General features: G+C 48.6%; 21 protein-coding genes. 4 read left to right on the top strand and 17 right to left on the bottom strand.

All coding sequences use genetic code 11. The annotated features are described in order from the left end of the window. Window positions 1-9 precede the first annotated feature (9 nt). The 4 genes from ACFQ3J_RS17210 to ACFQ3J_RS17195 all read right to left on the bottom strand — a co-directional run bounded on the left by ACFQ3J_RS17210 (window position 10) and on the right by ACFQ3J_RS17195 (window position 8,022). Entirely contained in the window at window positions 10-1,989 is a 1,980-nt protein-coding gene (locus tag ACFQ3J_RS17210; protein WP_251582991.1) for a tetratricopeptide repeat-containing glycosyltransferase family 2 protein, read from the bottom strand. A 17-nt stretch (window positions 1,990-2,006) separates the two neighbouring features. Beyond that, window positions 2,007-3,830, bottom strand: a complete 1,824-nt coding sequence (locus tag ACFQ3J_RS17205; RefSeq protein ID WP_251582993.1) for a glycosyltransferase — start codon at window positions 3,828-3,830, stop codon at window positions 2,007-2,009. Next, window positions 3,823-6,009, bottom strand: a complete 2,187-nt coding sequence (locus ACFQ3J_RS17200) for a TPR domain-containing glycosyltransferase (RefSeq protein ID WP_251582995.1) — start codon at window positions 6,007-6,009, stop codon at window positions 3,823-3,825. Before ACFQ3J_RS17200 ends, ACFQ3J_RS17205 begins: the two co-directional genes overlap by 8 nt. An 84-nt stretch (window positions 6,010-6,093) precedes the next feature. Then, window positions 6,094-8,022: a DUF6385 domain-containing protein gene (locus tag ACFQ3J_RS17195; RefSeq protein WP_251582997.1), complete on the bottom strand. Its 1,929-nt coding sequence runs from the start codon at window positions 8,020-8,022 to the stop codon at window positions 6,094-6,096. Window positions 8,023-8,319: 297 nt separating this feature from the next. On the opposite strand from ACFQ3J_RS17195, the gene ACFQ3J_RS17190 reads away from it, so the two are divergent. Next, window positions 8,320-8,574 (top strand): hypothetical protein, encoded by a 255-nt coding sequence (locus tag ACFQ3J_RS17190; RefSeq protein WP_139237006.1) that lies wholly within the window; start codon window positions 8,320-8,322, stop codon window positions 8,572-8,574. Here ACFQ3J_RS17190 and ACFQ3J_RS17185 read toward each other — a convergent pair. From ACFQ3J_RS17185 to ACFQ3J_RS17140, 10 genes are all read right to left on the bottom strand, one after another. After that, the gene (locus tag ACFQ3J_RS17185) at window positions 8,552-9,892 is read right to left on the bottom strand and encodes an MFS transporter (RefSeq protein ID WP_251582999.1); all 1,341 of its coding nucleotides are present in this window, start codon (window positions 9,890-9,892) and stop codon (window positions 8,552-8,554) included. The genes ACFQ3J_RS17190 and ACFQ3J_RS17185 overlap by 23 nt on opposite strands. 61 nt (window positions 9,893-9,953) lie before the next feature. Beyond that, window positions 9,954-11,126, bottom strand: a complete 1,173-nt coding sequence (locus ACFQ3J_RS17180) for a winged helix-turn-helix domain-containing protein (protein WP_251583000.1) — start codon at window positions 11,124-11,126, stop codon at window positions 9,954-9,956. A gap of 128 nt (window positions 11,127-11,254) precedes the next feature. Beyond that, complete coding sequence (locus tag ACFQ3J_RS17175; protein ID WP_091160123.1) at window positions 11,255-12,049, bottom strand: ABC transporter ATP-binding protein; 795 nt, start codon at window positions 12,047-12,049, stop codon at window positions 11,255-11,257. Further along, window positions 12,049-12,972, bottom strand: a complete 924-nt coding sequence (locus tag ACFQ3J_RS17170; RefSeq protein ID WP_379293610.1) for an ABC transporter permease — start codon at window positions 12,970-12,972, stop codon at window positions 12,049-12,051. Before ACFQ3J_RS17170 ends, ACFQ3J_RS17175 begins: the two co-directional genes overlap by 1 nt. A gap of 99 nt (window positions 12,973-13,071) precedes the next feature. Continuing rightward, window positions 13,072-14,121: an ABC transporter substrate-binding protein gene (locus ACFQ3J_RS17165; RefSeq protein ID WP_251583002.1), complete on the bottom strand. Its 1,050-nt coding sequence runs from the start codon at window positions 14,119-14,121 to the stop codon at window positions 13,072-13,074. A 416-nt stretch (window positions 14,122-14,537) separates the two neighbouring features. Beyond that, the gene (locus tag ACFQ3J_RS17160) at window positions 14,538-15,164 is read right to left on the bottom strand and encodes a helix-turn-helix transcriptional regulator (protein ID WP_251583003.1); all 627 of its coding nucleotides are present in this window, start codon (window positions 15,162-15,164) and stop codon (window positions 14,538-14,540) included. Window positions 15,165-15,205: 41 nt separating this feature from the next. Then, window positions 15,206-16,099, bottom strand: a complete 894-nt coding sequence (gene trhO / locus ACFQ3J_RS17155) for an oxygen-dependent tRNA uridine(34) hydroxylase TrhO (protein WP_091160117.1) — start codon at window positions 16,097-16,099, stop codon at window positions 15,206-15,208. Window positions 16,100-16,511: 412 nt separating this feature from the next. After that, window positions 16,512-17,342, bottom strand: coding sequence for a carbohydrate ABC transporter permease (locus ACFQ3J_RS17150; RefSeq protein WP_091160116.1), 831 nt, complete (start codon window positions 17,340-17,342; stop codon window positions 16,512-16,514). Then, a complete protein-coding gene (locus tag ACFQ3J_RS17145) occupies window positions 17,342-18,208 on the bottom strand; it encodes a carbohydrate ABC transporter permease (protein WP_091160114.1) in 867 nt (288 codons plus the stop codon). Before ACFQ3J_RS17145 ends, ACFQ3J_RS17150 begins: the two co-directional genes overlap by 1 nt. Before the next feature lie 19 nt (window positions 18,209-18,227). Then, window positions 18,228-19,436: an ABC transporter substrate-binding protein gene (locus ACFQ3J_RS17140; protein WP_379293608.1), complete on the bottom strand. Its 1,209-nt coding sequence runs from the start codon at window positions 19,434-19,436 to the stop codon at window positions 18,228-18,230. A 419-nt stretch (window positions 19,437-19,855) separates the two neighbouring features. On the opposite strand from ACFQ3J_RS17140, the gene ACFQ3J_RS17135 reads away from it, so the two are divergent. After that, window positions 19,856-20,380, top strand: a complete 525-nt coding sequence (locus tag ACFQ3J_RS17135; RefSeq protein ID WP_251583005.1) for a nucleoside 2-deoxyribosyltransferase — start codon at window positions 19,856-19,858, stop codon at window positions 20,378-20,380. Between the two features lie 108 nt (window positions 20,381-20,488). Here ACFQ3J_RS17135 and ACFQ3J_RS17130 read toward each other — a convergent pair whose 3' ends face one another. The 3 genes from ACFQ3J_RS17130 to ACFQ3J_RS17120 form a co-directional block, all read right to left on the bottom strand. Then, window positions 20,489-21,403: a prenyltransferase gene (locus ACFQ3J_RS17130; RefSeq protein ID WP_091160111.1), complete on the bottom strand. Its 915-nt coding sequence runs from the start codon at window positions 21,401-21,403 to the stop codon at window positions 20,489-20,491. A 181-nt stretch (window positions 21,404-21,584) separates the two neighbouring features. Next, complete coding sequence (lspA, locus tag ACFQ3J_RS17125) at window positions 21,585-22,085, bottom strand: signal peptidase II (RefSeq protein WP_251583006.1); 501 nt, start codon at window positions 22,083-22,085, stop codon at window positions 21,585-21,587. 114 nt (window positions 22,086-22,199) lie between these two features. Beyond that, on the bottom strand, window positions 22,200-23,147 hold the full coding sequence (locus ACFQ3J_RS17120; protein ID WP_251583007.1) for a nucleoside hydrolase: 948 nt from the start codon (window positions 23,145-23,147) through the stop codon (window positions 22,200-22,202). Window positions 23,148-23,397: 250 nt separating this feature from the next. Here ACFQ3J_RS17120 and ACFQ3J_RS17115 point away from each other — a divergent pair, with 250 nt between their 5' ends. Continuing rightward, window positions 23,398-23,847, top strand: coding sequence for a DinB family protein (locus tag ACFQ3J_RS17115; RefSeq protein WP_251583009.1), 450 nt, complete (start codon window positions 23,398-23,400; stop codon window positions 23,845-23,847). A 125-nt stretch (window positions 23,848-23,972) separates the two neighbouring features. Further along, window positions 23,973-24,872 carry a DUF6612 family protein gene (locus tag ACFQ3J_RS17110; protein ID WP_251583011.1) on the top strand — a complete coding sequence of 300 codons (900 nt, stop codon included), beginning with the start codon at window positions 23,973-23,975 and terminating at the stop codon, window positions 24,870-24,872. The last annotated feature ends 140 nt before the right edge of the window (window positions 24,873-25,012 follow it).

Raw genomic sequence — 25,012 nt, 5'->3', positions numbered from 1 at the left:
ATGACCGGCTTATATCAGCATAAGCTGTGTTGCTGCTTGGAATCTGGCTTCAGCGCGCTGAAGCTTCTGCTTCATGACTAGCTCTAATGCGTTCCATCCGTATTGGGCTGCTTCTATAGGAGATGCGGGTTTATGCTTCAGAATCTGGGCTGCCTCCTGCTCAAAGTTCGAGAGACCTGCACCCTCCTCCCCCTTCTCCATGAAGCTGGCTCTCAGGGCAAGCCTCATAAACAGCTGTATGCGCTGCACCGCTCGGTCAGGTGAATCTCCTTCCTGCTCAGCGGCGCCGGATTGATGTTCTGACGCCCCCTCCATGTATGCTGCTTCGGATCCGGCTGGCATCTCCATCATTTCTCGGTCACCACCTGGCTCCTGCAGCAAGGAATAGAGCTTCCTGCGGACAGACAGCGGGGCATGCAGCAGTCCTGATCTTGCAGAAGGAGACAGCTGAGCCAGCACAGCAGCCGGCTCCTCTACCTCTTGCAGCCAGACAGTGAATCCAGTCCATGCCCCCAGCCGGATGAATGCTTCGGCTTGCTCCCCCATCCAACGACTATTATCCACTGTAACGGATAGGCCAGGATCGCAGCTGAGCAGCTGCCCTCTGCCAGCAGCATCTAGGCAAAGCGCTTGAAGATAAATGCCTATCTCTTGCGCCATGTCCCGATGAGTATGCCATGGTTGAAGCATCCTTGCCGCAACACGCCGCTCCCCAAGCTGAGCCAGTAGGATGGCTTCTGCCCAAGGCGTGGTTATAAAGGCTTCTTGCAGCCAGGATTTCTGTTTCAATATCCATACAGATTGCTGCATATCAAGCATCTGATATAGAACAACATGCTGCACCTTCGCTGCAAGTCCCCTTTTTCCAATCCAATGCTCTACCTTAGTGAGCTCATCGCTGCATACAGCAAGCGGAATCCAGCGCTGCCAAGCCGGCACATAATCAGGGTTTGCCTCCACGGCTTTCTCGTAAGCTTCACAAGCAAGCTTCCATTCCCCCCTACGCTCATAGACGATCCCTGTAAGATAAGAGGAACGATAGGTACCTGCGCCTGACACGGAGGTATATTCCCTGCTTCGACTTATGTTAGACAGTACAACCAGCGCCTCATCGTCTCTCCCCAGATCCATAAGCAGAACGGCCCTCAGCTCCTGTAAATCGGCAAACCCCGGGTACCTGGCTATCCCTTCTTCCACCTTCTTTACCGCTTGATGCAGCTCTCCCTTCTCACGTAGAGCAAACATCGTCTTAAGAAATACATCCGAAGCATATCCGCTCTCCGCCGGCACCTCATCCAGAAGCGGCTCCAGTATGCGAACGGCAGCATCATAATCTCCCAGCTGAAAATATTCCGTACCCAGAGCATACTGCAATACTGCACTGTCCGGCTCCTGCAGCAAAGCTTCGTTAATGAGCTGGAAATTTCGTTCGCTTTTATTCTTCCGTTTAATGATCTCATCAAGATACCCATAATGCAGGAGCTGAAGCCCTGAGGTTCTTAGCGCATTTGCTCCGAGTGCAAGTATAGAGGTGACCGCTTCTTCATGAATACGGCCTTTGAACTGAATTCTCGTATCATTCCGGAAGAGCCGGCAGGCACTGTCCGTTACGGACTCCTCTCCAGAACGACCAAGCAGGCTCCTGATCTCCACCTCAAATCCATATATCTCTTCACTTGCTTCGAGTAATGAAAAGAGCCGGTTCTGTTGACCTTCAGCCCATTGTTCATCCGCATCCATGATCAAGACCCAGGGCTGTGTCGCATGGCGAAGTGATTCATTCCGTGCTGCAGCAAAATCCGATTTCCATTCCATAAGGACAACCGTTGCTCCATACTTTCTAGCGATATCGATACTCCGGTCGGTGGACCCGGTATCGACGATGATCATTTCGGAGACGACACTCGCTACCGAAGCCAGACACTGCTCCAGAAACAGCTCCTCATCACGAACAATCATACATAAGGAAATAGGTAATTTGTTATTCATGCCCCGCGCCCTCCTCATCAATGATGACCATCGCTCCATGGCATTGTAAGTCGAAGTCGCTGGATGATTCGCCAGTCCTTGCCTCGATGCTCCTGCCCGCGCTGAAGTGTGGTCATATGGGCCAAATGATGGTCCGCGGCGCTGATCATCGTATGGAGGAGCATATTGACCCCGGACATAGAATTTAATTCGCTCTCTTGTAAGCCTTGGTCAACCGCTTCGATCCAGCCTTCTAGAACCGATGAGTACAGCTCCTGCCTCTCCGCATTCATCGCCGCCTGGCACAAGCTCGCCAGTGAACTCCATATCTGCGGCTGCTTCTCCCGATGGGTGCCCGCAGGTACACCTTGTTCGGCTCTGCCGCCCAATGCTTCCGATAGGGAAAGCTTATTCCGAAGCAGCTGAATGGCTGGATCTTGATAAGCCTCATCCTTACTTCGTATGTCCATACTCCAGTTCATAAGCTCAGATAGAGAAGAGGAGGACGGGATTTGGGCTTTGCGCAGCAATCGCCCGGCCTGCTTCCATTCCCCCGCTTTCCACATGGCTTCCAGTCGATGGACACGAATCTGCTTTCGAGCATGCGGAGGACTCTCCCGCTCCATCTGATGCAGTATATCTATCACTGACGAATAGCAGCCGCATTCCTTCAGAATGTGAATCACTTTCCATGTGCTCTCCGGTGTCGAGAATGAAAACCTCGCCTGAAGCAGTTCCGGAATGTGTTCTTCTTGAAGTGCAGCCTGCATAATCCGAAATATCCGATAGAGCGGCGGAGTTAAGCTTGGCTTGCAGCGAATGGCTTTCACATAGCAGTCAACTGCCTCATCCAGTGCTTCCCGTTTCTCTGCATTTAATCCCAGCAGGTAATACGTCTGATAGGTGCCGATTCCCTCTTCCGTATGATATAGATCAGGTGCCGGGCCTATACGCAGTGCTTCCCTGAGGGCAGATTCCGCCTGCTTCTCCCTGCCGAACGCCTCCTCGGTCAACGCTCGGCAGTGCAATAGGTCGGTATAATCCGGATACAGCTGCAGTCCCTCCATAATCTGCGCTTCCGCTTCTTCCCATCTGCCAAGCGCCTGCAGACATCGTATCTCGTATTTAAGCACCAAATGCGCATAGCTCGCCTTTATCGGATCAAGGCCATTCCACGATTGGCGAAAAGAGCTTAATGCTTCCTCCAATCGGCCGATCCTCAGCCATTCAACCCCCATGTTATAACGGTGAAAAGGATTATCCGGGTCCTCAGCAATCACCTGTTGAAGAAGGCGTGTATTTCGGCTGACCTTGTCTTTTTCCAGCACGATCTCTTCACTGTAGCCGTAATGATGAATGATCATGTCTGTCATATGAAAATGCGCCTTCGGATTATGGCTCACAATGGATTCAGCGATTTGCTCATGAATGCGGCCGGAAAAACGATGCTCCGGATGATTGCGAAACATCCGCAATACAGGATTAATGGTGACACCGCCTGATCCGTTGCCGGTGTAATTGTGAATTTGCAGAAAAAATCCGTCTACTCCCTTCTGTGTGCTCCATAATGGAAGCTCCACCCTCGCCTTGTCATCCAAAATTTCATCTGCATCCAGAAACAGAATCCAATCCCCTGTTGCAGCCGCCAGTCCCCTATTGCGGGCGGCAGCAAAATCATCACACCAATTGAATGGAATTACAGCAGCACCTTGCTGCCTTGCAAGCTGTACCGTCTGATCGGTTGATCCGGTGTCAACCACGATCACCTCATCGACCGCTCCTCTTACACTATTCAAACAAGAAGGTAAGCTGCGTTCTTCGTTCTTGACTATCATGCATAAGGAGACTCGGCCATTAGACATGTTCATTCCTCCGCTCCCGACCGGATCGCCGCGTCTGCCATCCCAGATCCATGATTTGAGCAATAGAATCGCTCAGTTTCTGAGCATCGTTCTGCAGCCCTGAAGCTCCTGGGAGCCGCCCTGCTGAGTGCAGCGTCTGGATTGCAGTGGTGTGGGCCAGCTGCAAGTAACTCGCTGCTGCACCGGCACGGGATTTTTGATGCTGTGGATTTAGCTGGATTGCTCTATCGAACAATGCCGCCGATTTGGCATAAAGCTTCTGATCGTACATAAATTCAGCGAGCTCAAACCCTCCATCTGCATCCAGCTGGTCTTGAGCCAGCAGCTCCAGATACTGGTCTACCGCACTCCAGCGGTAGCCGTAACGATACAGGATGCCTGCGGTCTGTCTTGATGTGATAAGTCCGGCATCTTTCATTTGAAGAACAAACTTCTTCAATCCGCATTCCGCCGCCCGTTCACACAAGCAGACAGCTAGAGCAGCCAGAGCGGGTGAATTCGTTGAAGCTCCCTCGAATTTTACATAAGCTGCACCCGCATCCGTTGCAGCATGCTCAGCATCCACATCGGGTCCGCCTTCGCCGCTCGGATCAGTCTGCTGCTCGCAGGGAAACAATCGGGCTTCAATCTGAAGATACTCTCTTGATTGTGCAGCAAGCACACTCACAAGAGTCTCCGGCAATCTCGCCCCAAGCATCCATTCGGATAAACTCCAATCCATTACCGCCAGCTCCATTGCCAATGCCTTTGCCTCTGCTTCTCTCTTCCCTTCGGTTCCGAACGTAACCGTATCTTCGGCTTCCTTATGATCTGCAGCTTGTGCTTGTGCTTGTTGCAGTAAGTTGATGTGCTGCTGCGCACGCCCGGCTGACCACGGGTAACGCTCTGTCTGCATGAGGCATAAACGCACCCAAGCCTCATCACCTGCCTGAGTGCTGCCCTCAGGCAGAATGGACAATGCAGCTTCATACGCTCCACACAGGCTCAGGGCATAGGCTGCTTTGTATAGCATTATCGGATCCGACGGCGTCATCAGCTGCAGTAAGCGATGAGCAATCGTTGCGTCTTTTTCCCCTTGAAGATGTAGAAGATCCGCAAGGCCAAGCGCTGCAGGCATGTATCCCGGGCAATCCTGAAGACTGGAACAATATCGCCTTTCAGCCTGCGTCCATCGCCCTTTGTGCTTATCTATATCTGCCATATGTACCTGCGGCACATAGCTGTTCATTCCCGCGTCAGTAACATAGGAGCCAGCTGGCTTTACCTCAAGCGCCGCTTGAAAAGACGCATAGGCGAGATCCATCATGCCTTGTGACTGTTCGATCATCCCGAGCACAACGTGCAGCTCCGCATAATCCGAATAATGAGACAGCTCCGTCAATAACAAAGCTCTCCCCTCGTCGTATAGCTCCAGTGTTTGCAGCAGCTTGGCAAGATCACGAACCAGTGTTGCACGGTAAGGCGCTGCTAATGGGCAGTCCTGCAGTGATTTCCCAAAGGCCTCCTTCGCCTGTTCCCACATGCCAAGCTGACAGCAGGTGACCCCTAGGTTATAGAAATGGAACGAATCCTTCGGATCGATTTCCAATGCTTTTTGAATGAGGCTATGGTTTCGCCTAACTGTTCGTTTCTCCCGAAGAACCGCTGGAAGATAGCCGTAATGCCGCACATGAATCGGACTTTTGACGATACGGGGGTCGGCTACTCCTTCTGGCCTCATGTTGTCATCACGAATAAGCTGTTCATGAATTATTCCCTTATAATAAAAACCGCATCGATTGCGAAACAATCGCTCCGCCTCATAGAACGTCCGATCTTCGGGCTGCATTCCCGTCCAATTCTCCAATTGTATGGTACACACATCAGCAAGTGTCTCCTGTAAAAAAGCCCTGATCTCATCCTGGCCATACGACAGTTCTTCATCTGCATCCAGCACTAGAATCCAATCGGTCCCCGCCAGTGATATCCCTTCATTCCGTGCCTTTGAGAAATCCTCCTGCCAGGTGCTGCATACGACAACGGCCCCGAACCGCTTGGCGATCTCAATAGATCTGTCCGTAGACCCAGTATCCACAATAACAAGCTCATCCGCGATCGACTGAATGGATGCCAGACAATTTGCAAGGCGTGCTTCCTCGTTACGTATAATCATGTGAACACCTAGTGTAGGCCGTCTCATCTTGTCTTTCCTCCTTCACACGCAAAAAAGGTACAGGCTCCCCGTATATAGAGATTCCCTGTACCTATATGAAATACGGCTGTCTTATGTTCCTTGTCCGTTGAAAAACACATCAATTGTCGTTGCAGCACCCGGTGTACTTGAACGATAGGCAAGCCGGGTGTATTTGAGAAAGCGCTGGGGCACAAGCACGTCTACCGACCCTGCAGCAATGCCGGTAACTGTATCGACATCGGCAAACCAGTTTGTTCCGTTGGCACTGATCTCTACCCTTGCATCCACACTGTTCGCAGGGCCTGCATTATATACGAAGAAGGAGTACGTTCCGAATACGCTGGTGCTTACCGGACCCAGCGGAGTGAACGCATCCGCTGTAGGAATGCTAAGCACCTGAGTTTCTGTGAAGCTCTTTTGTGAAATGGAGGTAACGCTGCTTAGTGTACCGGCGGTGATCGTTGTGCCTAGTACACTCGTGATTGTACCTGCCGTGATCGTCGCTCCGAGCACACTTGTCAACGTTCCATCCAGCAGGTTCGTCAGCGTTCCGGCGGTGATCGTCGTTCCCAGTACGCTTGTGATTGTACCTGCCGTAATCGTCGCCCCGAGTACACTGGTCAACGTCCCATCCAGCAGGTTCGTCAGCGTTCCGGCAGTAATCGTCGTTCCCAATACGCTTGTGATTGTACCTGCCGTGATCGTCGCTCCGAGTACACTGGTCAACGTTCCATCTAGCAGGTTCGTCAGTGTCCCCGCGGTAATCGTCGCCCCGAGCACACTCGTTAATGTACCATCCAGCAGGTTCGTCAGCGTTCCGGCGGTGATCGTCGTTCCCAGTACGCTTGTGATTGTACCCGCCGTGATCGTCGCCCCGAGCACACTCGTCAATGTACCATCCAGCAGGTTCGTCAGTGTCCCCGCGGTAATCGTCGTTCCCAGTACGCTTGTGATTGTACCCGCCGTGATCGTCGCTCCGAGTACACTGGTCAACGTTCCATCCAGCAGGTTCGTCAGTGTCCCCGCGGTAATCGTCGCCCCGAGCACACTCGTTAATGTACCATCCAGCAGGTTCGTCAGCGTTCCGGCAGTAATCGTTGTTCCCAGTACGCTTGTGATCGTACCTGCCGTGATCGTCGCCCCGAGCACACTCGTCAATGTTCCATCCAGCAGGTTCGTCAGCGTTCCGGCGGTGATCGTCGTTCCCAGTACGCTTGTGATCGTACCTGCCGTAATCGTCGCTCCGAGTACACTGGTCAACGTTCCATCCAGCAGGTTCGTCAGCGTTCCGGCGGTGATCGTTGTTCCCAGTACGCTTGTGATCGTACCTGCCGTGATCGTCGCCCCAAGTACACTAGTCAACGTCCCATCCAGCAGGTTCGTCAGCGTTCCGGCGGTGATCGTCGTTCCCAATACGCTTGTGATTGTACCTGCCGTGATCGTCGCTCCGAGTACACTGGTCAACGTTCCATCTAGCAGGTTCGTCAGCGTTCCGGCAGTAATCGTCGTTCCCAGTACGCTTGTGATTGTACCCGCCGTGATCGTCGCCCCGAGCACACTGGTCAACGTACCATCCAGCAGGTTCGTCAGTGTCCCCGCGGTAATCGTTGTTCCCAGTACGCTTGTGATTGTACCTGCCGTGATCGTCGCCCCGAGTACACTGGTCAACGTTCCATCCAGCAGGTTCGTCAGTGTTCCGGCGGTAATTGTTGTTCCCAGTACGCTTGTGATTGTACCTGCCGTGATCGTCGCCCCAAGTACGCTCGTAATCGTTCCCGCTGTAATGGTCGCTCCCATCACATTTGAGATGGTTCCATCCAGCAGGCTTGTGAGTGTTCCGGCCGTGATTGTTACGTTCGATATGCTCGGCATATTGCTGATTGTTCCGTCCAATATAACACCAATCAGGTTCCCACTTGTATCCGTTCGGACCGGATGGCTGACATTTGCATCATCAGTCCCGTAAATTAAACTTCTCAAATTATCCGGATTCAAATTAAAGGTTGAAAAGTTCGGCATTTCTCACATTGCACCTCCTTATCGCTTAACCAAGGGTTCACACATATAGAGTGCTACCGTACAGTATGCAAATGGAGGACACGCGGTAACGGCACAAGCAGAAATAGCACGCCTAACCCATTCATCATCGAGGACAACTATCAACTTATTTTAACATCTACATCATTTTCTCTTTCGCCATCTAGAGAGACAACCCAAACCCGTCCGTCAAGCTTCGCTTATATATAATCCAAGTTAGTCGTGAACGGCAGCTGCTCTATCACTGAATTGTTCAAAAATGCGAGGGAGGAGGATTACATGATGTATTACTCTGTATTCAATACAGCCAACAAGCCCATTTATGTACAGCAGACCAACACATATGTGTCTCCTGCTACTGAATTTATGCCTGATCTCAGCGCCGCCTCTGCCGGCAGGCTGTTTACACTTACTACAGGTAATGTCAGTGGCGGAGGCGCTAACTTGCTGCTTCAAGTCGTTAACCCGGCTCGCTTCTACAGCCAACGTGATGTGGTGGGAGGCTTAGTCCTTAATGTAATGCTGCCTGCTTAGATTCATGTTGCTCCTCGCTTATCACTTGGTGAACTCTCCACCACTTCCTTCCGAACAGCAAACCCATGAGTCCAATGATGGCGACGATTAATCCAATCCAGAAAAAGGCACTCCCGACACCTGCCAGCTCAATGATCGCCCCTCCTGCCAAAGGCGCAGTGACGAGCGCAACACTCATCAACGTATTACTAATGCCGAATACGCGCCCTACCATTTCTGTGCTGCTCTCCTTCTGCATAATCGTCTGATTCGTGACCATGTACAGGCCATTTCCCAGCCCAATAACGAGTGAAAGTCCGGTGATAACCCACGAAGAACTGCCGCTTGGAATAAGTCCAAGCCCGGCAATCCCGAGGCCAATTCCCATCGCACCTGCACCAAGGCCAAACCGGTATTCCATATGCTCCTGCCTGTTCACAATGAGCAACATTATAACAGCACCCAGCCCAATTGCAGCTACCAATATGCCCAGCAACGATTCTTGATTAGGGGCAATCTCCCGCAGCAAAACAGTAAACTGATAATCGACCATCAACAAGGCCGTCAGGCCAAAAAAGCTATAGATCATCGTATGCAGCAATATACGATGCTGCATTAGATACTTCCAGCCTTCCTTCCACTCTTTCCAGACAGATCCTCTCTGGACTTGATTTCCCTTGGCTCCTCTGGACCTTACCGTTTCCATATATGGCTCCGCTACCGGCTCCGCCTTCTTCACATCATCTGAAGCATACCGAATCGTCCAGAGCATAACACAGGAGGCCATTCTTCCTGCTGCGCCTATTAGAATACATATCTGAGGTGTAAACACCACGAGAATCACACCGCCGAGAAGCGGGCCCGCAATTTTGGAGAGCTGATTGACCAGCCCGTTAAGCGACGTCGCTTGTAGCAGCTCCTCATCCTTAACGACCTGTCTAGTCATCGCCTGCTGGGCTGGCATCATGAAGGTCGACACGGCAGACCGCAGCATGAGAATCGGGATAATCCAGTAGATACTCGGTGCAACGAGCAGGCACAGTGTCAGAACAGCGCTTAATAAGTCACACAGCAGCATAAGTCTTACCTTGGGCACTCGATCCGCAATCGTACCTGCGAGAGAACCGAGTAACAGACCCGGAAGCGCTATGGTGACAGGAACCATTGCCAGTGTCATCGGGGTTACGCCCCACCGATATACGAGCAGCACCTGGATGGCAATGGCATCAAACCAATCGCCGAAGGAAGCTGTCGCATAGGCGCAGAACAGCCTTCTAAATATCTTGTTTGAGAGCAGGCCTCGGCTCTGCAATTTAATATTCAACCGTTTTTGTAGCATAACGTTCCCCCGCTATAATTGGATTTACATCCGAGCATAACGGGGGAATATCAGAGGAATATCAGACAGAAGACAGCAAACTTTGAATTAGGTAGAAGCAGGCTTCTTTTCGCGAGGTATAGTGGTGCTGATTGTCCAGATCTTGAAATATGCTCAGCAGCTTGGATGTTAGACCTGTAACCGCCTTATCCGCCTGAACAGGAGGATGCAATTCCATATAATACAAGAATTGACGCACAGACAGCAGAATGTGAGGCACGAAACCGGATTGACTGTAAATTTCAAGCGCATCGTCCACCGCTGCTGAGGCCTCCCTGATGCGTCCCTGTCGGTAATGCCACATTCCCTGCATATAGTGAAACCTACAAATTTCCCGAAGGTAGGGCTTATGTTTGAGCGATCGGCTGATCTCCTGGATACTGTTCTCGACTCTGGCACAATCCGCTTCATGAATATACAGGAGCAGCTCAGATAACATGAGTGGAATACGAAAGCTCTCCAAGTCGTCCTGCTCGTCAAGCAGTCGGTAGGAAGCCGCAATTCGTTCTTCAGCTTCGGAATACATGCCATTCTCGGCATAGAGATCAATGATATTTAAATAGTACATTTCCCTGTGATATGCTGGCTCTAGTCTGGAATGCAACAGCGCCTTCTGGCAGAGCTGAAGCCCTTCCTGAGGGGACGCAATCACGCCATACAAGATTAGGAGCCAGTACAGCCTGTCTTCAGCCTTAAGGTCATCACGGCTCATAAACCAACTGAGATCACCACCCAGAAAGTGCAAATAGTTCTCGTAGAAAGGGGCGACTTTGATCCCGAGCGCCTCCTGCTGAGCGATCAGCGTGGTGATGGATTTGCCTTGACCGAAGAGATGATACTTTTGAAATAAACTATAGACCGCCGACTGGAGCTCCGAATCTGCCATCGAAGGATTGAGGGCATTTAAGGAATGCTGGGCAGCCGTAAGACGGTATCCCAAGCCTCTAACGGTATGTATTTTAATTTCCGGGATGAAGGAGAGCTTCTTGCGCAGCCTGTAGATGTGGTCATCCACCGTTCGTTCTCCGGGATATTCAAGCGGCCATACCTGGTCCAGCAAATGCTCCCGTGTAAAGGTCTTCCCCTGGTTCCGATACAGAAAATAAAGAAGCGCGAACTCCTTGGACAACAAGGCAGCCTTTCCACCTGGACCACTTACGGTATAATCTCCTTCATGAAAATAAATGTGAGCCATGCTCGTTCACCCCTTGCCTGAAGCTGCTTCTATTGTATATCGGGCGAGCCAAAAATTGCACGCACGTCAAGAACCCCCTGCACGATCGATGCGTGAGGGGGCATAAGAGAGATCTGATACATATATCATTAACCGAGTACAACCCGGTCATCTGACAGCTTCGTTCCGCTGATTCTCTCAAACTCCTGAAGCAGCTCCGGTACGGTTAATGTCTTCTTGCGTTCCGCATCGACATCAAGGATAATCCGGCCTTTATCCATCATAATAAGCCGGTTGCCAAGCCTGATGGCCTGCTCCATATTATGGGTAACCATCAGTGTGGTCAGATTCATCTCACGGACCAGCGATTCGGTAATATTCGTAATCAGCTCTGCTCTTGATGGATCAAGCGCAGCGGTATGCTCATCCAGCAGCAGAATTTCCGGCTGGGTGAATGTCGCCATGAGCAGGCTGAGCGCCTGACGCTCACCCCCGGACAGCAAGCCAACCTTAGCTCGTACGCGGTTCTCAAGACCGATCCCGAGCTTCTCTAGCTGCTCTTGAAACAGTGCCCGGGTCTTCTGGTTAATGCCAAAGGACAAGCCGCGGGATTTCCCGCGCCGGTATGCCATTGCCAAATTTTCCTCAATCGTCATCATCGGTGCGGTCCCCGCCATCGGGTCCTGAAACACCCGGCCGATCCACTGACTGCGCTTGTATTCAGGCAGCTGGCTGATCGTCTGATTCCGAATCTGCACCTCGCCTGCATCCGGCTTCATGACACCCGATATAATATTCATCAGAGTGGACTTACCTGCGCCATTACTGCCGATTACCGTGACAAAATCTCCTTCATACAAGGTTAAATGGGCATCCATAAGCGCAACCTTCTCATCCACGGTACCTGGGTTAAACAGCTTAGACACGTGATTGATATGCAGCATTACAGGTCACCTCCCATTGATTTTCCACCAGTGCCTGACAACAGCTCTGTCGTTCTTCGCCGCGCCATGCTCTTCTGGCGAATATTGCGCTGTACAGAAGGAATAAGAAGCGCCAGAATAACGATGACAGCCGTAATAATCTTCAAGTCCGAAGTCTCAAATCCAGGGACTCTCAAGGCGATCATAACGACGATACGATATACAATGGAGCCAATGATAACGGACAGTGTCGCAAGAAAGATGCTTCGCTTGCCCACGATCGCTTCCCCGATAATAACCGATGCCAGTCCAACGACAATCATCCCGATTCCCATGCTTATATCCGCAAACCCTTGATGCTGCGCGAGAAAGGCACCAGATAAAGCCACCAGTCCATTCGACAGACTAATACCGATTAGCTTGGTTGTATCGGTATTCGCTCCAAAGCTGCGAATCATTCGTTCATTGTCTCCTGTTGCGCGGAGAGCGAGACCCAAATCTGTTTTGAAGAACACATCAAGCAGCACCTTAATAACGAACGCCACAATAAACATGAACAGTAGAACAGACATACTCGAGAAAATATTATCGATATTTAGCAGAGATATGTTCGGTGCACCCAAGATTCTCATGTTGATCGAATGCAGGGCAATCATCATTAGAATCCCGGACAAGAGACCGTTGATCTTACCCTTTGTATGCAAGAGACCTGTACATGCCCCGGCGATCAGCCCTCCTCCAAAGGCTGCGAGTGTCGCAAGCCAAGGTGAGAAGTCATTCGTAATCATAATGGCAGCGATTGCCGCCCCCGTAGTAAAGCTCTGATCCACCGTAAGATCCGGAAAATCAAGAATGCGAAACGTAATGTATACACCAAGAGCCATTAATGCATACAAGAGTCCCAGTTCAATGGCTCCAGGAGTCGATTTCAGCAGACTAAGCATCGTTTCCAACATGTGTTTTCCTCCTATTTACCAAAAAAACAGGGTGGTATGTCGTCCACCCTGTTTCCGAGCATTCAGCATACTAGCGTAAAAAATATATTACTCGATAATGTTGTTCTCTTGATCCTCTACCGCTGCCTTCATCTCATCCGTCACTTCAATTCCTTGTTCTGCAGCAGCTGCAAGGTTAAGAATAAGATCAAGCTTGTCTGGCACGGTAACCTCAAGATCTCCCGGATTCGTTCCGTTTTGAAGAATATCCGCCGCCATCTCCCCTACTTGGTAGCCATGATCATAATATTTGAAGCCAACTGTAGCAAAGGCGCCCTTCTCTACCGTATCCCGGTCACTGGAGAAGAACGGAATGTCATTGTCATTTGCCGTCTTGATAATAGTATCCACCGCACTTACGACCGTATTGTCCAGCGTAATATATAATGCGTCAACGCTGCCTACAAGCGAGGCGGCAGCCTGCTGAACCTCGGAAGTATTCGTAACTGCTGCTTTCACCAGCTCAATGCCATGTGCAGCAAGTGCTTTCTCTGCATTATCAGCCATAACTACAGCGTTCGGCTCGCCCTCATTAAGCACGAGACCGACAGATTTGATATCCGGTAATTGATCCGCGATAAAGTCAGCCAGCTTCACAATCGCCTCCGGGTTCGTATCTGATGCACCCGTTACATTACCGCCCGGCTTCTTAAGGTCCGATACGAGTCTGGCATCCAGCGGATCAGTTACAGCTGCAAACAATACCGGCTTGTCCTTCACCTGGCTTACAACAGCCTGTGCGGAAAGTGTGGCAATGGCGAGTACAAGATCACTATTGTCAGCTGCGATCTTCTGAGCAATGGAGTTGTTATTCGCTGCATCCGCCTGTGCATTGTTATAATCAATCTTTAGATTCTCATCCTCTACAAGCCCTGCATCCTTCAGTGCTGCGATAAAGCCTTCTTGTGTTGCATCCAGTGACGGATGCTCCACATATTGAGAGATTGATATGGAATATGTTTTCCCTTCTGCTTCCTCTCCGCCCCCAGTGCCTCCAGTACCTGCTGAACCGGAAGTACCCTCAGGATCGTTACCGCATCCCGCTACCAGCGCAATTGAAGCCGTTACCAATAATGACATCCACAATTTTCTGCTCATTCCTGCTTCCCCTCTCTTCATTCACATTCTCTGTCCTACATTTCATTAGACCCATTCCAATTCCAGCTTCTTGTTCGCACATTTTAATTCCATATTATTCCTCTAACATGCAGTGTCACATAATAGCATTAGCGCTTTTATATTTAACTGCACTAAAGTATTTAAACGCAGAACATGCTGGATTATGGATATAATTGACGTGCGGTCGATATAACTTTTCCCTAATATTAAGGGCGCTTGTACTATTCGTCAATTAATACTTTTACTGCGAATCAATCTCATAACTCATTTAAAAGATGAAATTGATTCTGTCATGTAAAAAAAGAAGCATCCGGCGGGCAATTCCGCCGAAACGCTTCCTCAATAAGCTTATCATCCTTCTAAGATACTTCGGCCAGTCAGCCTAAGTATCGATATTAAGACATCCCAATCTTATAAGTGCAGCATCGGCCGCCCTTGGCAAGACACTCCGTACGGGAGACCGAAACCTCAAGCAGGGATTGGAACAGCTCCAATTCACAGCGGCAGGCCTGCCCGTAGGCATCTGCCACTTCAGAGATAGGGCAATTATATTCTTTCAGCACGAAGCCCTCTTCCTCTTCCATATGCTCGGTCATATAGCCGTTGTCATTCTGGATGCGAGCAAGAGATTGAACCCTGCCAGCCAGGTCCTTGCCCTTCATCTCAGAGGCATACCGCTGGTACAGCTTGTTTCTTCTCCGCTCAAACAACAGGTCGATCATCTCTTCACCCGACTCCTCGGTGAGCTCTCCCAGCAGATCAAGCGTTATCTTCGGATACGTCTTCGGAAACAGCCCCTCTCCAAGCTCGGTAAGACCAAATACTGCGGATGGACGACCGGCAGTCTGCCGAATTTCGTTAGTTGCGATATGTCCATCCTTCTCGAGTGTCGCCAGGTGCCTGCGGACGGCCATTTCCGTAATGCCCAGTTCAGCTGTAATTTCACGAGCACTTAAGGGACCTTGAACCTTCAGCATATGAAGGATTCGCTGACGTGTGGACTTCTCTTTTGGCACGCGCATTACAACCACCTGCTTTCATGTCAGTGAAGGTGCCGATCTGATTAAGATATAGCCTTCGCGTGCGCCTCTTCCCGGCAAGCATCGGAGCAGAAATGCTGGTGCTCTTCTTCACATGCCTCACAAGATACATACTGGAGATTGCATGTCGGGCAGTTCACATATTGGTCATGCGTTGTTCCGCAGTGGTAGCAGGAAGCAATGACAATATCCTCTTCCGTACGATTAATCGGCACCGATATTCTTTCGTCGAATACATAGCATTTTCCGTCAAACAATCTGCCTTGTACTTCCGGGTCTTTACCGTAAGTCACAATACCGCCCTCAAGCTGTGCTACATCCTCGAAGCCTTCTTTGATGAGAAATCCGGTCAGCTTCTCGCAGCGGATACCGCCTGTGCAGTAAGTGATGACGGTCTTGTCTTTGATATCGCCCAGATTCTCGCGAATCCATTCCGGAAATTCACGGAAGGACTTGACGTCTGGACGGATCGCACCGCGGAAGTGGCCGATCTCATACTCATAATCATTGCGGCCGTCGATTACGACGACATCATCGCGTTGAAGATGCTCATAGAATTCTTTCGGGCTGAGGCGTTTGCCGCCGATCACATTCGGATCAAGTTCTTCTTCATAACGGAAGGTAACGAGCTCTTCCTTATGACGAACAAACATCTTCTTGAATGCATGCCCTTCGACTTCGTCAATCTTGAACCAAATATCGCTGAACAGCGGATTGGCTTTCATGTCGTTCATATATTGCTCGGTCTGCTCGTAGGTACCGGATACAGTGCCGTTAATTCCTTCTTTGGCAATCAGAATCCGCCCTTTGAGACCAAGGTCTCTGCAGTATTTTAAATGTTCCTGTGTAAAAGCCTCAGGATCTTCAATCTGGACAAATTTGTAGTACAACAATACACGATAATTAGAATTACTCATTTTCTTCATTTCCACCTGTCTTTATTTATAGTTCCAAGCTATGAATTAGACGAGGATTTTGCATAAATCTCAAAACATAACAAGCAATCGATCATACAAACCGAATTATGCAAAATCCAAAACTTGAATTGGATTTTAATTAACCCGGATCATTTCATCCTGTCTATTGTAAACGACAAGAAGCAGCCGCAAAAAAGGGATTCCCTTCCGCCGCTACCGTCAGTTCTCGGGCAATTTATATATTAAGTCTATAAAAACAGCGAAGCTTAGTCAATATTTATGTATCAAAAGGGGGATAAAGCTTGCTGGAAGAGCATCCGTTTTTTTCTTCATACACATGAGGATGTTGCAAAATCCTAACATACAAAAACACCAGGGAATCATGTGATTCCGCTGGTGCTCTTATTGTGAATTAAGCTTTGACCGAGCCTTGAGTTACACCATTGATGATCCATTTCTGTGCGAAAATATAAATGAGGATCATCGGTAGCATCGCCATTAGGTAAGAAGCAAACGCCAGGTTGAAGTCGGTATTAAACTGTCCTTGGAAGATGTACTGCACAAGCGGCAGCGTATATTGATCCTGGTCGCTGATCATAATGAGCGGCAGCAGGAAGTCGTTGTAGGTGGATAAACAGGTCAGAATTCCGACCGTTGCACTCATCGGAGCAAGCAGCGGGAAGATAATCCGCCAGAATGTGCCCCATGTCGTTGCTCCATCGACCTTGGCTGCTTCTTCCAGAGCGATTGGAATAGAGCGGATATAGGCTACATAGATAAATACATTGAAAGCCAGCCCATATACCGTATGCAGCAGGATAAGTCCTACCAGATTGGTCATCCCGAGATTAGAAGTTAATTTAACGACAGGCAGCATAATAATCTGGAATGGAATAAACATCGCACTGACAAAATAGAAGTACAGCCCTTTAAAAAATTTGTGGTTCATGTTACGCGCAATCGCATAGGCTACGAGCGAGTTGGTCAGCAGGGTTAGGACGACTGTCGATATCGTCACGATCGCACTGTTGCCCAGTGCATTGAAGAAGCCTGTCATCTCGATGGCACGAGAGAAGTTATCCCACTGGATATCTGCGGGAAAGGAGAAGACGGACTGACGCATCTGCTCCGGATTTTTGATCGCAATCGTTAACGTCATGTAGAGAGGGAACAGGATCACAATCGTACCGAGCGCGACGAGCAGCGTGATCGGCCAATTGGTGCGTGAGCGTGATTTTTTCATTACATGTCACTCTCCCTTCTCTGCAGGAATCGAAGCTGAATAATCGAGATAAAGGCAATCAGAATGAAGTAAATGATGGCGTTCGCTGATTGATAAGCAAATTCGCCGCCTTCGAAACCGCCGGTATAGATTAAGTGCGCGATGGATTGTGTTGCCCGTCCTGGCCCCCCGTTCGTCATGGCTACGATGAGATCGAAGACCATAAGAGAGTTCTTCATGGCAAGAACCATGTTGATCGTAAAGAATGGAGCGATGAGCGGGAAGGTAATACTCCAGAATTCGCGCCATTTGCTGGCTCCGTCCAGATTGGACGCTTCGTACAGGTCCGTAGGAATGGTCTGCAGCCCGGCAAGATATAAAATGGTGTTAAATGCAATCCCTTGCCAGATCGCAACCGAGACCACTCCAACCCAAGCGAGGTCCTGACTACCCAAAATATTGGTTGATAAAGCGGTAAGTCCTAAGTTCTCGCCCCAGATTGGGAATACGTTCGAGAACAGATAATTGAAAATATATCCGACAATCAGAATGCTCAAAATGTTGGGAAGGAAATAAATCGCCCGAAAGAAATTTCGGTATTTGATCTTTGCATTCAATCCCAGCGCAATCAGCAAACTGATAATGTTAATGAAGATGGTCGCCACAATAGAATATTTAATGGTAAATCCGTAAGCATTCCACACGTTCTCATCTGCAAACAGATTAATATAATTTTTAAATCCAACCATATCATATTGATCGCCGAAGCCGTTCCAGTTCGTAAATGAGTAATACAACCCTTGCAATGCAGGCAGGGTCATAAACACAAAGAACAGTGCTACGGCCGGCAATGTCATCCAGTAGAACGGAGTAAGCCGATTCTTCATGTTTGTTCCTCCTCGTATCCTATCTTCGATTTGCTACCTTATCCCACTCTTCGTCCAGCTTATTAAGATAAGCATCAATGTCCCCCACCTGCAAAAACTCCTGTACGATTGAATTCAGCTGTACAGCAGATGGAATGTAATGGTCAGCAAAGTCGGTGACCTGGCCGCTCTCGATATAAGGAAGAATCTCGGCTACGCTCGGATCATCCTGCGTTACTCCTTCTACTGCCGCAAACAAATTCTGCTCGTCAATATATTGCTTCATGTTATCTTCGCGCAGCAGAAATTTGATAAATTCAACGGCCTCAGCCTGATGCTCTGTATCTTCAGAGACCGTAAGCAGCGTGTCAATTCCGTTAACCAGCTTGATCTCTTCAGGGTCATTCCCGGTCGGGAAAGGGAAGAAGCCGATCTCAATATCCGGATTGGCCTTGCGTATCTCTGGAATGGCCCATGTGCCTTGGATATACATGAAGGCCTCTCCGTTCGCGAAGGCACGGTTGCCGTCCGCATAGGTCTTGCCAAAGTTGTCACTATGCCCGTAATCGAGAATCTTCAGCTGCTTCTCAGCTATTTCGCGGTAACGCTCCTGGAACGTAACTTCACCTTCTCTGCGCTGCAGATAGAAGTCAATCCCCTCCAAGTTCGGTGCAAGTGAGTTAAAAGCAAGGTTCGTCTGCCAGTCGTCTTTATAAGTCAGGTAAAAAGGTACTTTTCCTGCAGCTTTAATTGTCTCAGCTGTCGCGATGAGCTCATCCCAAGTCTTCGGAACCTCAAGCCCCATCTCGCGGAACAGCGTCTTGTTATACATGATACCGTTTGCATTTGTTGCAAATGGAATCCCTGTAAGCTCTTCAAGACCGCTTACGTCTTTAACCATCTGAATATAGCTCGGATTGATCAAGTCGATCATTTCCTGATCGGTCTGTTCCATGAACACACCGCTCTGAGACAGCATGGAGAATGTATCCGTAGCGCCCAGCGCCATAATATCCGGAACATCATTCTTTACAAGCCGGGTCTTCAGCACCGTTTCTGCATCTGGTGGATTGACCTGCGTCACTTCAATTTCAGACTGCTCCTGATTGAATTTTTCGACAAGCTTGTCGAATGATTCTTTTGCCTCAGGCTTGTTCTGGAAGAATTCAATTTGGACTTTGCCAGATGCCCCTTCACTGTTGCCGCATGCGGTAAGCATTAACGCTGCTCCACCGGCAATGAGGAGCATTTTACAACGCTTAAGCCATTGAAATCTCATGGTGTACCCCCTCTATCCTGTTCTGATAAAAGTGCTTACATTTCCACTCGGTGTAAAGCATAGCATACTCGTTTTTAATAACCAATGTCTATAAATGTCTAACTTTATAATTTATGTATATCGTTCCATTGAAGTCTTATCAATCGAAACCGATTTCGATTGACAAGAAAAAAAACGAGTGCTATTTATTAAACAGCCTGCTCCCCCTTTTAAACACAGGGGTGATAATTTTGTATAAATTCCCATGAAACAAGTTATCCACTCATAACTAACTAATGCCCAATTTTCTGAAATAATATATTCAGCAGCTCCACCCATCAGAGGGGTGATATAATTGGTTCTATAGCATTCCCAACGTCTGATGAAGAAAGTGAAGGTGCAACAAGAACATGAACTCCGTAGAAACAAGACCTCTTCGTATTTATATGGCTGGCTTTGAGGTATTCCGTACCGATGCTTCCGAGCTGGGACTACAGATGAAGGCACTGTGTGCTGAATATGGATTTGAAGGTATTTTTCCGCTAGACAAGGATATTAAGCCCCAGCCTACACGGCATGAGACTGCGGTCGCTATATTTGAAGGTAATGTGAGACTGATTGAAAAATGCGATGTCATCATCGCCAATCTGAATCCCTTCCGCGGACAGGAGCCGGACTCCGGCACGGTATTTGAATGTGGGCTTGGATACGGACTCGGCAAGAAGCTGTATGCTCATGTTCTTGATGGACGCACAATGGGAGAGAAGCTGGCGCCTGCGACAGATCCTGCGACAGGACTATACGAAGACGGTATGACGATTGAGAACTTCAATCTGCCGAATAACCTGATGCTCGGCATTCCCGTTACCATTGTCGAGGGGACATTAGAGGATTCACTGAAGAGACTGCGCGCAGATCTGGATATGGATACCTGAGTCGTCTCTCTATATCTTTCAGAGTCAAAAAAAAGAACGTTCGTCATGAACGTTCTTTTTTTATTTAGCTGTCATCATATCAGCCAAGAACCGGACAATATGGCTATATTATATTCCTGAAATCAATAGTCCAATGCACATAATCAGACCACAGAACACAGAGGATTGCTGAGAAGCCCCCATAAGCGGAAGGTAGGCCTCAGACGGATTTACTTTACCCAAGGATCTATACACTTTGTACATAGGGATGACAGAGACAATGGCTAGAAGTCCATACACAGGCAATGCACCAAACACGACACTTACAATTAATAGTACATAGGCTAGAACTGTCATTATTTTGGACAGTCGCAGCGCACGCTCTTCCCCCCACATCACGACCAGCGTTTTCTTGCCAATCTCACGGTCCGCACGCCAATGCAGAAAATGATGGTTAAACAGCAGCATCGTGGTCAGCATTCCGACAGGCAGTGACAAGAGCAGTGGTGCAACCGCAAATTCACCTGTCTGTACATAATAAGCCCCAAGCACAGGCAGTACCCCGAATGAAATGAAGATACCGATCTCGCTGTAGCCTTTGCCGCGGTATCCAAATTTAATCGGAGGTGCAACATAGAAGTAAGCGATGAGCGCACCAATCAGTGCAAGTACCAGAATCGGCCAGCCGCTGACAAGGGTCAGAATCAGCCCGCACACGGCAGCCAGAATAAGAAATCCCCATGTAATTGCGGCAAACCTCTTCTCAGACATCGTACCCGTAGTCAGGAATCCAGAATTCGTCGAAATCGCACCTTCCGTTTCAGCCGCCTCCGTATCTGTTCCGTTGCGGTAATCCCACAGATCGTTAACCATGTTCGAAAATATATGAGCAGATACAGCCCCGACCAAGGTCAGTAAGAACAAAAGGAAGTTGAATTCCTTATCGAACGCATAGGCTGTAATCGTGCCAAGAACAACAGGAACAATCATGACCGTCACTGAAAAAAATCGGGTCATTCTTCTAAAAAAAGTCCAGTTACTCATGATGTATTTTTTGAGCCTCCTAAATATGACAATAATCTCAACACTTTGTGACAACGTTCACACAATGTTTGATTATACACCAAATTAGCGGAGTTGTAAGCGGAAAATTTTGCGGTTCGGTACTTTGGGAAGGCAGGGCTTGCGTTTAGTTGATCGGAGAAGTCCTGTGTGAGCACAAGCGTCAAAAGTGTGGTCGCTGCACCCTCCGGGATCTCAGCCAGTCAAGTCCGGCTCCTGCGATAAACAGCAGCACACCCACATTTAAGGCCACATCTGCAAAGTTCAGTATTCCTCCCTCTTCCGAAAATTTAAGAAAATCGGTTACCGTGCCTCGGAGGAATCGATCTACCATGTTCCCAGCCGCCCCTCCGACCAGAAAGCTCGCACCTACATTCATCAGCCGACCTTGAATCTCTCCCTTATGCCTGTAATACAGAATCAATAGGATAAAAACAAGAGCAACTACACCAAATAATCGCGCATACCCCTGAAACAAGCTAAATGCCATTCCCGAGTTCTCATAATGCTCGAATTGATAGACCAGCTTTCCGACAGGAATCACTTCGCCAATGTCCATATACGTTCGTACCCATAGCTGGCCTGATCTATTATCAATATAAGGATTGCCGTAATATAAAATAATATGATTTTCCACCTTCTTCTCATCTCTTGCCTTCTTCACTTTAACACAGCCAGTCTGTGCATATCCAAATTCTGCACATCCATTTTACTCACAGCAAAAAAGGGCTTCTTCTAAAAGTTATGGGAAGCCCCTTCCTGCTGGTCACCTATTTGTTTATTTAATGGATGAGAGCACATCTAGCAGCATTCGCTTGAAGGCTTCGCGATCAATCTCTTCGCATACACGTACATTCGCTGCCTGCCCCAGCCGTCCATTAATATCTACCACACTGTATCCTCTTGTATACTGACCGCCCACTTCAACATCTACAAAGTAGTGGCCGGTTCTTGTCATGATCGACTCGTCTGCAGCAGCGGCCATTAGCAGCGTATCCGGGTGCGTCGTTCCAGAAAGCCTGTGCACCGACTTGTTGAACTGCATAACGACCTTGTTAATATCGCTAAAAAATCGAGCCCCGGAAGTACCGAGTGCCGCAATCTCCTCATGATCCTGATCATCCATGATCGAGTAACGAGTGCACATTTCCCAGCCTACCATCGTCATAGGAATACCGGAATGCAGCACGATCCGAGCTGCCTCAGGATCTGTATAGAAGTTATACTCTGCTGCAGGCGTGATGTTACCCAGCGAATTGTTGGCTCCGCCCATAATATAGATATGAGGAATTAAGGGAGCGATACTCGGGTCCTTTTGAATAGCCATCGCAATATTGGTCAGTGGCGCGATGGCGAGAAGATGAATCTGCCCCGGATTCGCATGCACCGTTTCAATGATATAATCTACCGCATGTCCTGTTTCGGGGCGCTGTTCTGCTAGTGGAAAATGTGCCCCTCCCATTCCGTCATCTCCGTGTACATCATCGACATAACGATGCTGTCCTGAGCCTAGTGTAAGCATTGGACGCTCATAGCCCTTATATACAGGCACTTGGCCGCCTTTGCCCGCAACCTGAACTGTGTACAGCGCATTCTCGACCTCTTGATTGAATTCAACATTCCCGCCCGTAATCGTAATTCCCTGCACGTCAAAATAACGAAGAGCCGTTAGAATCGCAATCGTGTCATCTCCAGCAGTATCTGTATCAATAATTACTTTCTTCATATGTAATTCCCCCTCACGTGTCTTGTTCATGTTGCCGCCATTCATTATTGAACCATTATAACGTCACGGCCTGCAAGCTAAAAATAACGTATGCTTCATAGCATCTCCCACACACAAATGACTTCAATCAGGTAAGTTTGCAATTAGAAGTTTAAATCGCTAATATCTATAATAGATTTGACTCACCTTTTTGATGAACTATGAAATAGAATCACATAAATCATTTTTTTTATAAATTGGAGGTTTTTGTATGTTAAATATGGATAGCTATACACGGCGTTGGTTGACCCATCGTGAGGTCCTACATAAGCTGGTCACTCTGGATCAAGCCAATCTTGTTCACTTTACCCCATGGGAAGGTGGAATGAGCTACGGAACTCTTGCCCTGCACATCGCCAGTTCTACGCAGATATTCGCGAATATGGTTATCAAAGGAGAATTCACTCCTTCTCAGAACAAAGATGAATGGAGTACGCTCGAAGACGTACAACGTCTTGTGCATGAGTACACGGAAGCGACGAAGGAGCTTCTTGGGTCCATTACAGACGAGCAGCTGGAAGCAGAAATTTCGTTCTTCGGTAAGACTGCGCAAGCTCATGTATTCTTAAGTAATGCGCTGGATCACGAGATTCACCATAAGGGTCAATTACTAACGTATGCGCGAATTGCAGGCGTTAAAGAGCTGCCTTTCTTCATGTAAATTTAATAGGTTATGTGTTTCACCCAATATCCGAGTCATTCGACTCGGATATTGTTATATTGACTGATTCACATACCTTTTTTATGGTTAAATATGGAGACCAACTTTCTGGGAGGTCTCATATTTTGAAGAAATGGAAATGTTCAATCATCGGGATGATCCTCGTCCTTATGCTGGCTGCCTGCGGCACAGAGAATCAGGAAGTCACACCTACGGATGAAGCAGACACAGGAGCGACAACAGGTGTAGATAACATCGAGGAATCAACAGAACCGCCCGTAGAAGAAGCGTCAGGTGAAATCCCAACAGCTGAAGAGCTTCTGAAGCAAGTGTCTGAGTCCAGCAGCAGTATTCAGAGCTACTCTATGGATACAAATATCACTCAAAATATTACGATGGCTGTCGAAGGTCAAGAGCAGTCTCAAGATGTAGAAATGAACATGAAGCAGGACATGGTTCTCTCGCCAATAGCGGTTTATCAAGAAATAACCACCTCTATGCCAGAACTAGGCGGCGATCAAGAGATTATGCAATACATAACGGAGGACGCGATCTACTCACAAGTGGATGGTTCATGGATGAAGCTCCCTCAGGAGTCCATTGGCCCATTAGTCGAGCAATTTAAGGCCCAAGGTAGTGCTGCCGAACAGTATGATCAGCTGAATTCCATCGCAAGCGAGATCGAGGTGACGGAAGAGGGAGATGTGTATTGGTTAAAAGCAAATCTATCTGGCGATGGCGTTAAGGACTTGGCTCAAGAAATGATTGCACAGCAGGGTGCGGCTGATCCGCAAATGGCAGCCATGATGGAGCAGATGGATATTAAGAGCATTGATCTATCCTACAGTGTAAACAAGGAGACTTATTATCCTGCCGATATGACCTACAACATGGAGATGAGCATGGAAATGGAAGGCCAAAATGTAACCATCGTTATGGCAATGGACGGCTCCTTCTCCGAGTATAATGAACTGGATGGAATTGAAATTCCACAAGAAGTTCTTGATGCTCCAGCAGCACAGTAATGTCGGTAAGCTAGATTTCTGAAAAAACAGCGAACAAACACCTTCTATACAAGAGCGATCCGGCAAAGTCAGCATTTGAAGCTGCTTTGCCGGAAGCCTGCTTTGAAGGTGTATTTTTGTGCTGTAACCTGAATGGCTCA

Origin of the sequence: Paenibacillus provencensis (assembly GCF_042678545.1) — a bacterium.
In the GTDB taxonomy this organism is placed as follows: Bacteria; Bacillota; Bacilli; order Paenibacillales; family Paenibacillaceae; genus Paenibacillus; species Paenibacillus provencensis.
The sequence above is the reverse complement of the archived record's forward strand: the minus strand, read 5'-3'. Positions and strand labels throughout refer to the sequence as shown.